The 12,852-nt window shown below is 63.5% G+C and carries 12 protein-coding genes; 5 read left to right on the top strand and 7 right to left on the bottom strand.

The annotated features are described in order from the left end of the window. Together AC1D05_RS07535 and AC1D05_RS07530 are read right to left on the bottom strand one after the other, a co-directional pair. On the bottom strand, positions 1-198 hold the full coding sequence (locus AC1D05_RS07535; RefSeq protein ID WP_013894716.1) for a hypothetical protein: 198 nt from the start codon (positions 196-198) through the stop codon (positions 1-3). A 215-nt stretch (positions 199-413) separates the two neighbouring features. Next, positions 414-893 (bottom strand): thioesterase family protein, encoded by a 480-nt coding sequence (locus AC1D05_RS07530; protein WP_477439636.1) that lies wholly within the window; start codon positions 891-893, stop codon positions 414-416. A gap of 161 nt (positions 894-1,054) precedes the next feature. Between AC1D05_RS07530 and AC1D05_RS07525 the strand changes: the two genes are divergently transcribed. From AC1D05_RS07525 to AC1D05_RS07515, 3 genes are all read left to right on the top strand, one after another. Continuing rightward, positions 1,055-2,473 (top strand): FAD-binding oxidoreductase, encoded by a 1,419-nt coding sequence (locus tag AC1D05_RS07525; protein ID WP_477439634.1) that lies wholly within the window; start codon positions 1,055-1,057, stop codon positions 2,471-2,473. After that, complete coding sequence (locus AC1D05_RS07520; RefSeq protein ID WP_477439632.1) at positions 2,474-2,869, top strand: hypothetical protein; 396 nt, start codon at positions 2,474-2,476, stop codon at positions 2,867-2,869. Positions 2,870-3,146: 277 nt separating this feature from the next. After that, positions 3,147-3,668, top strand: coding sequence for a hypothetical protein (locus AC1D05_RS07515; RefSeq protein ID WP_477439630.1), 522 nt, complete (start codon positions 3,147-3,149; stop codon positions 3,666-3,668). A gap of 30 nt (positions 3,669-3,698) precedes the next feature. Here the strand turns inward: AC1D05_RS07515 and AC1D05_RS07510 are convergent, their stop codons facing one another. Next, positions 3,699-4,685 (bottom strand): Dyp-type peroxidase, encoded by a 987-nt coding sequence (locus AC1D05_RS07510; protein ID WP_477439628.1) that lies wholly within the window; start codon positions 4,683-4,685, stop codon positions 3,699-3,701. Positions 4,686-4,816: 131 nt separating this feature from the next. Between AC1D05_RS07510 and AC1D05_RS07505 the strand changes: the two genes are divergently transcribed. Then, a complete protein-coding gene (locus tag AC1D05_RS07505) occupies positions 4,817-8,827 on the top strand; it encodes an AsmA family protein (RefSeq protein ID WP_477439626.1) in 4,011 nt (1,336 codons plus the stop codon). A 35-nt stretch (positions 8,828-8,862) separates the two neighbouring features. Here AC1D05_RS07505 and AC1D05_RS07500 read toward each other — a convergent pair whose 3' ends face one another. The 3 genes from AC1D05_RS07500 to AC1D05_RS07490 form a co-directional block, all read right to left on the bottom strand. Beyond that, positions 8,863-9,750, bottom strand: a complete 888-nt coding sequence (locus AC1D05_RS07500) for a sigma-70 family RNA polymerase sigma factor (RefSeq protein ID WP_477439624.1) — start codon at positions 9,748-9,750, stop codon at positions 8,863-8,865. Positions 9,751-9,783: 33 nt separating this feature from the next. After that, positions 9,784-10,089: a hypothetical protein gene (locus AC1D05_RS07495; RefSeq protein ID WP_477439622.1), complete on the bottom strand. Its 306-nt coding sequence runs from the start codon at positions 10,087-10,089 to the stop codon at positions 9,784-9,786. Between the two features lie 128 nt (positions 10,090-10,217). Further along, on the bottom strand, positions 10,218-10,655 hold the full coding sequence (locus tag AC1D05_RS07490) for a MarR family winged helix-turn-helix transcriptional regulator (protein WP_477439620.1): 438 nt from the start codon (positions 10,653-10,655) through the stop codon (positions 10,218-10,220). A gap of 149 nt (positions 10,656-10,804) precedes the next feature. Between AC1D05_RS07490 and AC1D05_RS07485 the strand changes: the two genes are divergently transcribed. After that, the gene (locus tag AC1D05_RS07485; RefSeq protein ID WP_477439618.1) at positions 10,805-12,607 is read left to right on the top strand and encodes a chloride channel protein; all 1,803 of its coding nucleotides are present in this window, start codon (positions 10,805-10,807) and stop codon (positions 12,605-12,607) included. Here the strand turns inward: AC1D05_RS07485 and AC1D05_RS07480 are convergent. Then, complete coding sequence (locus tag AC1D05_RS07480) at positions 12,604-12,834, bottom strand: ribbon-helix-helix domain-containing protein (protein ID WP_477439616.1); 231 nt, start codon at positions 12,832-12,834, stop codon at positions 12,604-12,606. The genes AC1D05_RS07485 and AC1D05_RS07480 overlap by 4 nt on opposite strands. Positions 12,835-12,852 lie beyond the last annotated feature (18 nt).

The raw sequence follows: 12,852 nt of genomic DNA, 5'->3' as shown, positions 1-12,852 counted from the left end.
TCACGCGTGGCCGCGCTTCAGGCGGGCGCGCTTCAAAATGCTGCGCCAGCGGATCATATCGAACGGGATCGGCTCGTTGTTGTTGGCGATGTGAAAGATCTCGTTGTCGACGTTCTTGAGCGAACGCCAGAAATCATAGTCAGTGATACGCGGATCAGCGGCCAGCCTGTCCACCTCGACCTTGATGTCGGTTTTCATGCACGTCCCTCGAACCGGCTTCGCCCCGCCGCCCGTTTAACAACCCTGTGCGGACCTTTTCTGCCGCTCCGCTGAGTCGTTCAACGGCTCAATTGGCTTGTTCCCGTTAAAACCTCAGTAAGGTTAACGCGGGCACCAGGCCGCTTCAAGCACGGGTGCCCGCCGATTTGAGGGTTTTGCGATTTTGGATGGCCGGTGTGGCTTTGAGGTCCGCTCTATTTGCGTTTGATGCCGATCGAGCGGCCGGCCCGCTCCGGCATCGGCAGCACCGAATGGGCAGCGCGCATGGCTTCGATTTTGGTCAGCACGTCGGCGGGGAAGGGCGCGACCTTCGGCCCTGACATGTCGACATGCAGCGACAGCGTCTCGGAGGTGGCGGCGAGCCAGCCATCGACATGGCGGATTTCCTGGTAAGCCCTCAGCCGCTTCGCATCGTGGTCTATGAGCTGGAAGGAGACCGTGACCTTATGGTCGAGATGCAGTTCCTGGACGTAGCAGACATGGACTTCGGCGGTGTAGATGGTGAGCCGCCGCTCTCTCACATAGTCCAGCCCCATGCCCATTGCCTCGAAAGCCTCGTCCGAGCAGCGATCGAACAGCACGTTGTAATAGGCCATGTTGAGATGGCCGTTGTAATCGATCCAGTCCTTCTCGATGTCCATGGGCCTGGAGACGAAGGGGGCGGGGATGGACATCGAAACTTCCTTGTTCTGGTGCTGGACACGGCGTAGCCGGTGAGACTTTTTGTTCTGACGCAATTCCGGACAGAAAACCGCTTCACACTTTTCCTGGAATTGCTTTAGGCATTCATAATCGCAGAACAAGCGTGGGCGCTGGTCCATTCGCGGAGGAATTCATGGCTCTGAGCGACCTCAATCCGGTCGAACGCAACGAGGAAGGCATCGCCGCGGTGCTCGACATCCTCAAGCAACAGCTCGGCGAGCGTTTTCAGACCGGCCAGGCTATCCGCGCGCAGCACGCGCATACAACCACCTACATTCCGACACAGGCGCCCGATGGCGTCGCTTTCCCGGAGACGACGGTCGAGGTGCAGGAGATCGTGCGCGCCTGTGCGGCGCACCGCGTGCCGGTGATCGCCTTTGGCGTCGGTTCCTCGCTGGAAGGCCACACCAACGCGCCCGGCGGCGGCATCTCGGTCGACACCTCGCGCATGAACCGCATCCTTGCGGTCAATCCGCAAGATCTCGACTGCACGGTCGAGCCCGGCGTGACCCGCGAGGACCTCAACCGTCACCTGCGCGACACCGGCCTGTTCTTCCCGATCGACCCAGGCGCCAATGCCTCGCTCGGCGGCATGGCGGCGACGCGGGCGTCCGGCACCAACGCCGTGCGCTACGGCACGATGCGCGAGAACGTGCTGTCGCTGACGGCCGTCATGGCCGACGGCGAGACGGTGACGACCGGCAAGCGGGCGAAGAAGAGCTCGGCCGGTTACGATTTGACCAGGCTGCTGGTCGGCTCGGAAGGCACGCTCGGCATCATCACGTCGCTGACGTTGAAGCTGCAAGGCATTCCACAGGCAATCTCCGGCGGCGTCTGTCCGTTCCCGAGCGTCGAAGCGGCCTGCAACGCCGTCATCGCGACGATCCAGATGGGCATTCCGGTGGCGCGCATCGAACTGGTCAACGCGCTGCAGATGCGGGCGATGAAGACTTATTCCAAGCTCGACTATCCCGAGAGCCCATGCCTGTTCGTCGAGTTCCACGGCAGCGATGCCGGCGTGGCCGAACAGGCCGAGACTTTTGGCATGATCGCCGAGGAAAATGGTGGCGGGCCGTTCCTGTGGACCAGTGTCGCCGAAGAGCGCACCAAACTGTGGAAAGCCAGGCACGACGCCTACTGGGCCTCGCTCACACTGCGGCCCGGCGCCAAGGGTCTGTCGACCGATGTCTGCGTGCCGATCTCGCGTTTTGCCGAATGCGTCATGGAAACCGAAGCCGATATCGCCGAGATGGGCCTGATCGCGCCGATCGTCGGCCATGCCGGCGACGGCAATTTCCACGTGCTGGTGCTGATGGATGTGAATGATCCCAAGGAGATCGCGCTGTCGGAAAAATTCGTCGCGCGGCTCAACATGCGGGCGATCGCCATGGACGGCACCTGCACCGGCGAGCACGGCATCGGCCAGGGCAAGATCGGCTTCCTGCGCAGCGAACTCGGCCACGGCGTTGACATCATGCGCACCATCAAGCAGGCGCTCGACCCGCAAAACATCATGAATCCTGGCAAGATATTGCCGGCCGTGGGCCATTAGATGTCGGCTGCCGAGGCACTGGTATCGATCGAGGTGCCGCCGTCGTCCGCTGGCGCGCCGCTGCCTCATCTGTTTGCGGATGAAGGCAGGTTGCTGGTCGCCTACATCGCCAATGCTCCTGGTCCGTCCTTCGATGGCACGAATCCGCGCTCGATTTCGCCGGCAACAGGCAACCAGTCCATCGCCATCCTGACGGCGGACCCTTATCTGGCATTTCAATTCGGCCAGCCGAATGACGAAGCCATCAGCGGGCACCGTCTTTATGCGGTGGGCTTGCAGCCTTATGAGCTTTCGAAGTCCACAACTCGTCTTGGATCGCGTCCCTGGAGGAGGCAAATCGGGTTCATTCGTCCCACAGTCCTGAACTATTTTCAGACTATCGGCATTTCATCCTGACGTTCCATGATTCGACGCTCGAGTTCATTGCCAAGAGTTTCTCGACCAGCCTTCACAACGGAGCGGTTTTGACGGTGCTCATGGAGGCTGTCGGACAGCGCGCCTGAACTTCATAGGCAAAGGTCTCGCAATCTCGTTGTGGGCGACGCAGGCTCGGCCTGGTGTCCGTGAACATGTCGGGACGAAAAAGGCGCGTCTTGACCGCGCCACCATTCGGGTCGAGGCTCCTCCGACGGCAAGCCTGAAAAAACAAGCGTGCCGGCTGAGGAGGACTGTCATGGCCATTTCACGCAAGGAAGAAGCTCGCGCGCTGAGCGCCGATGAAACGGAATTGGTGGAGAAATCGCACCATCCGGCAGTGCAGGACCTTTCCGACGCCGACCTTTCCGGTCTGGTCAAGCTGCTGCGCGAGCGGCGCGACAAGGCGCAGAGCGAAGCGCACCGGCGCCGGCGCGAGATACGCGGCAAGGGCGCGGCGAGGGGCGCTGCGCCCTCAAAGGCCGATGGTGGCTCACAGGTCAAGCTCGCGGTGCTGGCCATGGCGATGCGGCGGCTGAATGGCGAGGCCGAACGGCGGCGCCAACTGGCGGCTCGCGTTTCGCTGGTCGGGAATGCACACAAGGCGCTGGCCATGAAGAAAAATGCGCCGGCGGACGGTCCCGCGCACAATTCGCGGACGGCTCACAAAGGCATGCGGGCCGTGGCCAACGAGCGGGCGCCGAAGCTGGTCCGGCCGGCGGAACTCGGCCGGCAGCGCAAGGCGGGCAAAGTGGCGCAAGCGAAGCGCGACGCACGCTGATCCTCGCGGATAGGGGCCGTCGGCCGCCGCTTACCGTGCTGCGGGAAGCTGCTGCTGCGCGCCCTCGACGAGGGCCTGCAGCAAGGGCCGCGTCGGCGCGAAGAAGGTCGTGCCGGTCTGCGGCGTCGAGACATCGAGCAGCCGGTCGTAGGCGCCCGGCGGGTCGCCGACATACATGCGCTGCAGCATCTTTTCGGTGACCCAGAGATACCTGGAATAGCCGATGAAGTAGGTTCCGAACTCATTTTGCCCGGGCCGGCCGAACGGCATGTTGTCGCGCAAAATGTCGTACTCGTTGCCGTCGGCGTCCTCGATCGTGGCCAGCGACTTGTGCGATTTGCGCGGCGCGTCGTCATCGTCGATCTCGATGTTGTCGATCTTGGTGCGGCCGATGATCGCCTCCTGCTCGGGCGTCGGAATGCGCGCCCAGGCTTGCATATCGTGCAGATATTTCTGCACGACGACATAGGAGCCGCCGGCAAAGTCGGCATCCTCGTCGCCGACCAGCGCCGAGGCGGGCAGGTCTAGGCCGGTCGGGTTGGCGGTGCCGTCGACAAAACCGAGCAGGTCGCGGGCATCGAAATAGCGAAAGCCCGTCACTTCGTCGACGACGGTCACATCAGGACCGAGCCGGTCGAGCAGGATACGCTCGAACTCGAAGCACATATCGGGCCGCTCGGCCCGGATATGGAAGAGAAGGTCGCCTGCTGTCGACGGCGCCGAATGCACCGCTCCCTTGATCGGTGCGAACGGTTTCAGCTCCAGCGGCCGCCGGCCGGGGCTGAGCCGGTCCCAGAGATCGCGGCCGATGCCGGCAATGCAGGACAGGCGACCACCAAGGTCGCGGAACCCGACAGTCTTGACCAGATCGTCAAGCTCGCCGAGCACGGAGCAAACCTTGGCCAGGGCCGGTTGGCCGCCGGCGACGGTGACGACAAGGAAAATCGCCGACTGCGAAAGCGGCGCATCCACGCTCTGCGCGTCGATCGGCACGCGGTCCCAGTTCTTGCCTGACATCCGAAAATCTCCGCTTTTCCCGGATTTGTTTCAGATCGCCCGAGATGACGCAATACGCGATGAATTGCCTCTTTATCGACACGCGGATGCGGGTAGAGTGCGGCAGATTTCAATCAACCTGTTCGGAGCTGATGCTCGCACGCCTGTTCGTGATCTTTGGTGGCCTGTTTGTGCTGGTGCTGTGCGCGGCGCTGGTGGTGCCGTATTTTGTCGACTGGACCGACTACCGCGCCGAATTCGAGCGCGAGGCGAGCGCCATCCTCGGCCGCAAGGTGACGGTTCAGGGCGACGCCACGGCAAGGCTGTTGCCATTCCCCTCGGTGACGTTCTCCGACGTTGCCGTCGCCGGTGGTCCCAACGGCCAGCCGGCCATGACCGTCGAGACGTTTTCGATGGATGCGGAACTCGCGCCCTTCCTGCGCGGCGAAGTGCTGATCTTCGATATGCGACTGGTGCGGCCGAAGGCGACGATCGACATTGCCAATGACGGAACCGTCGACTGGGCGATGCGGCCGTCCTCGCCTTTCGACCTTAACCAGATCGCGATCGAGAAGCTGACCGTGACGGAGGGGCAGATCGAACTGCGCCATGCCGCGGGCGGACGCAGCCATATCTTTTCCGAGATCAACTCGACCATTTCAGCCAAGTCGCTGGCCGGCCCGTGGCGCATGGACGGCACGCTGCGGCTGGACGGGTTGCGCACCACGGTCGCGGCGTCGACCGGCAAGGCCGAAGGCAACGGCCAGATGCGGCTTCGGCTGAAGGCAGATCCCGATGCCTATCCGCTGGTCATCGAGACCGACGGCAATGCCGGCATCGTCAACGGTGCCGCCATCTATTCCGGCCAGTTCAAGATTTCCGGCGCCGACAAAAACAGCGCCGAGCTGCGCGGTACCGATGGCGAGACGGTGAAGGTCAGCACCGGTAAACCCGATCCGGGCTTCCGGCTGAACGGCAAGTTCTCGCTCGACCATCAGAAGCTTGGCGTCGATGAATTCCGTTTCGAGACCGGCCCGCTGAACAATCCCTACACCGCCGACGGCAAGGCGTCTGTCGATCTCGGGCTGAAGCCGAACTTCGCCATCGAAGCCAATGGCGCGCAGGTGCAGTTGGACGAGGCGGTGGGTGCGCCGGCCGGCGCCGGCCTGACACTGGATCAGCGTATTGCGGGGCTGGAGCAGGCGTTGCTCGATCTGCCGAAGCCGACCATTCCCGGCACTGTCGAGGTCAAGCTGCCGGCGGTGGTGGCCGGCGATACCACGGTGCGTGACGTGCATCTCTCCGCCGAGCCGGTCGACGGTGGTTGGTCGGTGAAATCGCTCGCCGCGACACTGCCAGGCCGCACCACGCTGGAAGCAAGCGGCATGCTGGTGCTCAACGTGCAGAGCCATTTCGGCTTCACCGGCTCGTTGCTGTTGGCCGTGGCGCAACCTTCGGGTTTTGCAGCGTGGCTGTCGAAGGATGTCGACGAGGCGATCCGCCGTCTGCCCGCCGCCGGCTTCAAAGCCAAGGTCGACCTTTCGGAAAACCACCAGGCCTTCAGTGACCTCGAATTGATCCTCGGCAAGGCGAAGTTTTCCGGACGCATCGATTCCAGCCAGCCCGACGACGCGAGGCCTTCGGTGCTGATGCGGCTCGAGGGCGGTGAACTCGACGTCGACGGGCTGGCGGCCTTCGCCTCGATCTTCGTCAGCGACAAGGGCGCCAACCGTTTTGCCAACAGCGACCTCGATTTTCAGATCAAGGCCGGGCCGGTCAGCGCCGGCGGGCTCACGGCCGATACGGTCGACACCGCGCTGAGGTTGCGCGACGGGTTGCTTGAAGTCGACCGGCTCTCGGTTGGCGGGCTGGCCGGCGCCTCGATCAGCGCCACGGGCCGGATCAAGGACTTTCCCGCGAGCCCCACCGGCAAGCTCGATGCATCAATCGTCGCTGTCGACCTGAAGCCGCTGATCGACGTTGCCGCACAGCATTATCCAGACAATGGCGTGCTGAAAGGGCTGGCGAGCCGAGCAGCGGCCTATCCCGACCTGTTCCAGGACGCACGCATCGACCTTGTGGCAAGCGCCGCCGACAATGGCGACGGCACGACGGGCCTGGCGGTGAGCGGACAAGGCAAGGCCGGCGGATCAGCCTTCTCCGCCTCGCTCTCGGGGAAAGGGGCGCCGGACAAGCTTCTCGACGCGCCGGTAACGCTGACCTTCAACGCCAAAAACCCCGATGCCACGGCGCTGCTCGCGCTTTACGGCCTGCCGGCGCTGCCGCTCGGCATGCTGGGCGAGGCAACGACTGATATTTCGGCCAAGGGCACATTTGGCGGTGGTCTGACGACAAGTTTCAACCTCGCCGGCAATGACTTCAAGGCTGGCTTCGAAGGCACGATCGCCGATACGCCGCAAGGCCCTACCGCCAAGGGCAAGATCAACCTCGATGCCGTCGATATCGAACCCTGGCTGATGACATCAGGCATCGGCCTGCCGGGCATGGGGGCAGGCATGTCGACCTCGCTCTCGGCACAAGGCGACTATGGCAACGGGCTACTGGTGCTGGACAATGTCAGCGGCGCTATCAACGAGGCGGCCGTGTCCGGTGATGTCAACATCGACGCCAAGGACGGCGTGCCGCACCTGGCCGGCGCGCTGGCACTCGACGAACTCGACCTCGATCCAATGGCCGTGGCGCTGTTTGGCGATTCGGCTTTCCTTTCCGACAAGAATGGGGCCGACAAGAATGGGGCTGACAAAAATGGGGCTGACAAGAGCGCGAGCGACAAGGGCGGCGCCTGGCCGGCAGCACCCTTCAGCCAGAAATCCAGCCTGCCGTTCACCGCTGACCTCGACCTGACTACGGCGGCACTGGCTGCCGGGCCGTTGGCCACCGCCTATGATGCGTCCTTTGCGTTGAAGCTCGACCAGGAGGGCATCCGCGTTTCGGATCTCAAGGCAAAATTCCTTGGTGGCGCACTGACCGGCCTGTTCGAGTTGAAGAACAATGACGGCACCGGGCTTTTCACCGGCCAGATGAAACTGGCGGGTGCCGATCTGGCAAACGTGTTGCCGGACGCCGGCATTGGCGGCATCAGCGATTTCTCGACGACGCTGTCGACCAGCGGCAAGTCGGTTGATGCGATGATCGCCGCACTATCGGGTTCCGGCACGGCAGCGCTCAGGGGGCTGCGGGTCGCCGGCGTCAACCCCGATGCGTTCAGCACTTTGCTGGCCAAGGCGGATGCGATCGGGCGCGACATCGATGCGGCCAAGACCGCGGGCTTCGCGCCTGCCATTGCCGCCGATGGCAGCTTTGCCGCCGGGGATGCCGACATCGCTTTCACGATTGCCGGCGGCACGCTCAGGGTGCCGCCGATCAGCCTCGAAAACCCGGCGGCGACCTTGTCCGCCGATATCATCGCCGATCTCAACACAAGCACGGTTTCCGCCAAGGGCGCGATCACCTACAAGCCCGGCGACGAGGCGCTGGTCGGCTCTGATCCGATCATGAATTTCGCCGCCGAAGGGCCGTTTGGCGCCGTCAAAAGGCAGTTCGACAGCGAGCCTTTGGCGCAGTTCCTGACCCAGCGCGCGCTGGAAAAGGAACAGCAGCGCGTCGAGGCGATGCAGGCGGCTCTACTGGAGAAGCAGCGGCTGCGGCGTGAGGTGCGCTATTACGCAGCGCTGCAGGACGCGCGCGACAAGGCCGCCGAGGAATTGCGCCAACAGGAGGAAGCGGCGCGGCTGAAAGCCGAGGCGGATGCCAAGGCGAAAGCGGAAGCTGACGCCCAGGCAAAGGCCGAAGCCGATGCCAAAGCTCAGGCCGACGCGGACGCTAAAGCCAAGGCGGATGCTGACGCCAAAGCCAAGGCTGATGCCGACGCGAAGGCCAAGGCTGACGCTGATGCAAAGGCCGCGGCCGAGCAGCAGGCCGCCGACGAGGCAGCCAAGGCGCAGGCCGATGAAGAACAGCGGCAGAAGGCCGAAGAGGCGAAGCGTATCGCTTCGCAGGAAAAAGCGCGACTAGAGGCCGAACGCAAGGCTGCCGAGTCGAAGGTCGAGCGCGCGCCGCTGCCGGAGGCCAGCGACAATCCGCCGGCCAAGCCGAAGGCCAATCCGTTCACGATCGACAATCTGATGAAGTCGTTGCAGTAGGGCAGTAGGGCGAGGCCTTTCCGCCCCGGGTCGTTTCAAAGAACAAGCAGCTCGGCGCCGTCGGCGGCATAGCGGGCGTGACGAAAATCGCGGATGACGGCAAGTCTGCCGTCCTGCCAGGCCAGCAGGATGAAATAGGTCGGCCGCGCCGTCGGGTCGTTGGGGTCACAGACGAGGATTGCCGGCCTGTTTTCGACAAAGCCGGGCATAAGACGCCAATCCTGCACGCGGGAATAGTTGCCGAAATAGGTGGCGACCTCCTTGCGACCGTTGAGCCGTGTCCTGGCCACCAGTTCCAGCCGTACCTCTTGCGCCAGCATGTCGCGCACCGCGTCGAAATCACGGGCATTGAAGCGATCTATGTAGGCGTTGAGCAACAGACGCTCGGCGGCGCTTAGTCTGGGGAGAGGGCGGTCGTCAGGTTCGTCGGCAATCTCGCGCAGCCGGTCGCGGCCACGATGCAGCGCCGCCTTGACCGCGGGGATGCTGGTGTCGAGCGTGGCGCTGATCTCCTTCAGCGAGTAGCCGAGAACATCCATCATGATGACGCTGCTTCGTTGCGCAACGGGAAGACGCATGAAGGTGTGCAGCCCGGCAGAAGCGGCCTGACGGTCGATGATGGCATTTACCGGGTCGACGATCATGTCCGGATCCTCATCGGCGGAGGTTTTTTCGCGGGCGCGGCGGCGCAGAAAGTCGAGCGCTGTATTGTGCGCGATGCGAAACAGCCAGCCTTCCGGATTGGCGATCAGGCCGGCGTTGGGCAAGGCCTCGAATGCCTTGGCCAGCGCCTCTTGCAGCACATCCTCGCCATCGATGACCGAGCCCGTCATGCGGGCGCAGTAGCGGTGCAGCTTGGGGCGCAGTTCCCCAAACAGGCGCTCAAAAATCCCGTGCTGCTCGCCCCGAATGGGAATGGTCATAGGCCTCCCGTTCCGCGACCTCGTCTTTCTCGATTACTCATCCAGCATCCGGTAGCTGCCCACCACGGCCATCTCGTCGCGTTGCGGAGGTTCGCTGCAGCGATCCCTGAAACCGTCTTGAAATGCCTGGAATGCCGCCAGTCCGGTGATGAGGTCAGAATGCGCATCGGTCTCCGTCTCGATCAGATGGACGAATGTCCCGTCGCCGGCGCGCAAGGTCATGTAGCGAACGCCGTCCGGCGATTTGTCGCGCAATTCCTGGAAAACGATCTTGATCAACTGCTCGTTCTCATCGGCCCGTTCTGGTTTCATCTTGTAGCGTATCAGCTGACGTTTCATCTCTGGTCTTCCTTTTGACTGCCCTTGCGTCCTTCGAGGCGTTCATCCGCTAGACGTTGCGGAAAGGCCAAAGGATTCGAGCGCCGCAAAAAAACGATCGGTACCATCCAGCGCAAGACGCCTGAGCGTCACTCGCGGCCCTGATCGAGCAGGCGTCTCAGCATCGGTTCTATGCGCGAAAGCTCGTCGAGATGCGTTGCCGAGAGTTCGGCCAAGCAATCGTCTGCACGCTCGGTCAGCCGCAGCAGCACACGGCGATGGTCGTCCTTGTCCTGATCCCGCACGACCAGTCCCGCCTCGCCGAGGCGGTTGACCAGTTCGACGGCGCTGTGGTGGCGGATGCGCAGGCGCTCGGCCAGGTCGCCGATCGTCACCGGTCCGCCGCCTGGGAAACCCTTGATCGCCAGCAGCGCCTGGTGCTGGCGCGGTGTCAGCCCGGCGTCTTCCGCCTGGATCTGGCTGAATTCGAGGAAGCGGCGGATCAGATAGCGGAACTCGGACAGCCGCTGGTAGTCGGCCTGTTTGATGGCGGGGCGTGATTTCCGGGGCTGCGTCATTCCAGACATTTGTTCCATTCCGGTCAAAGGCTCAAACGGTTTTGATGCAAAACCAGCTTGAATTTATATCGTGTTACGATACATAGCGAGCCGACAAAGCCGCCGGCGTCTTCGCCGTGCCGCAAATCCGAGATCCGGCCGCCGCCAGAAAGCCAGCCATGAAGCCCCATCATTCCGAAAACGGCCATCTCAGGGATTTCACCACCGACGCGCGCGTGCTGACCATTGCCACCATAGCCGTGGTGGTCGCCACGGCGGCGCTGTTCGCCGGCATCGTGCTGTTGAAGCTGATCCGGCTTGCCACCAACATTGCCTATTTCGGCCAGTTCTCGCTTGCCGATCTGAAATTGCAGGATACGCCGCTTGGGCTTGCCGCCGTCATCGTCCCCGTCATCGGTGCGCTGATCATCGGCCTGATGGCACGCTACGGCAGCGAGAAAATCCGCGGCCACGGCATTCCCGAAGCGATCGAAGCGATCCTGCTTGGGCGTTCAAAACTCGGCGCCAAGGTGGCGATCCTGAAGCCGCTGTCGTCGGCGATCTCCATCGGCTCCGGCGGACCGTTCGGCGCCGAAGGGCCGATCATCATGACCGGCGGCGCGATAGGCTCACTGATCGCGCAGATGCTGCCGGTCAGCGACAACGAACGCAAGACGCTGCTGGTGGCGGGTGCGGCGGCCGGCATGACCACCGTGTTCGGCACGCCGATCGCGGCCATCATGCTGGCTGTGGAACTGCTGCTCTTCGAATGGACGCCGCGCTCCTTCATCCCCGTGGCGGTTGCGGCGATCATTGCCGAGGTCGAGCGCACCGTGCTGCACTTGCCCGGGCCGATCTTTCCGTTTCAGGGCGGCATGGCGGTGTCGTTCGTCGGGCTTGGCGGCTGGGTTCTGGTCGGTATCTGCGCCGGCCTGCTGTCGGGGCTGCTCACCCAGATGGTCTACGCCTGCGAGGACGCTTTCCAGAAATTGCCCATCCACTGGATGTGGTGGCCGATGATTGGTGGCCTGGTGGTCGGCATCGGCGGACTGATCGAGCCGCGGGCGCTCGGCGTCGGCTATGACAACATCGCCGACATGCTGGATGGCCGTACGCTTGCCACTGCGGCGCTGATGCTGTTGGTGGTCAAGGCCATCATCTGGTCGGTGGCGCTCGGTTCGGGAACGTCGGGAGGCGTGTTGGCGCCGCTGCTGATCATGGGTGGCGCGATGGGCGCCGTGCTTGGCGGATTCCTGCCGACGGCGGATCCGGGTTTCTGGGCTCTGCTGGCCATGTCGGCGACCATGGGCGGCACGATGCGGGCGCCGCTGACGGCGACGTTCTTCGCCGTGGAACTGACCGGCAACACGCATGTCCTTGTTCCCTTGATCGCAGCCTGCGCGACGGCGCATGCCGTGACCGTGCTTTTGATGAAACGCTCGATCCTGACCGAAAAGGTTGCAAGGCGAGGGCATCATTTGGTGCGGGAATATCGCGTCGATCCGTTCGCGCTGACGAGGGTGCGCGAGGTGATGACGTCGCAGGTCGAGAGCGTGCCGGCGACGATGACACTGCATGGCGCGGCGGCCTTCCTGACCGCGCCGGAGACGCGGCACCCGAGCTTCCCGGTGGTCGACGAGAACAGGCAGGTGCTCGGCCTCATCGATCCGCCGGCAATCCTGCGCTGGCGCCGCGCCGGCAAGCACAGGACGACGACGCTCGGCGAACTGCTTGCCGGAAGCAAGGTGACGCTCGCCTTTCCCGACGAATATCTCGAAGGCCTGTCGGACAAATTGCTGATGGCCAATGTCTCGCATCTGCCGGTCGTAACCCGCGAAGGCCTGCAACTGATCGGCTATGTCGGCTGGAAGGATCTGATGCGCGTGCGGTCGCGGAAGCAGGCCGAGGAGCGCGACCGCTCGACCTTGCTTGGCTTCGGCGCCAGGCGCAGGACGGAGAAGGACGCTGTCGAGGGCATCTAGTTCAGGGAATTCGCCCCGCGCTTCGCCCACTCCAGCACATGGAGCCGCAGCGCCGAGGACAGGTTGGTGTCGCGGGGCCGGGTCTCATCGACTTCGGCCACGAGTGCGGCAAGCGTCAGCTTTCGCGCCGCTGCGATGGCGACGAGATCGTCATAGAAGGGCTTTTCGAGGGAATAGCTGGTGCGATGGCCGCGAATGGTCACCGAGCGCTTTTCGACGACGCTCATTGCCGAACGCTCATTGCC

The sequence above is a fragment of the Mesorhizobium sp. P2_E9 genome, assembly GCF_056403815.1.
Note: the sequence above shows the minus strand (reverse complement) of the source record. Positions and strands in the feature narration are given on the sequence as shown.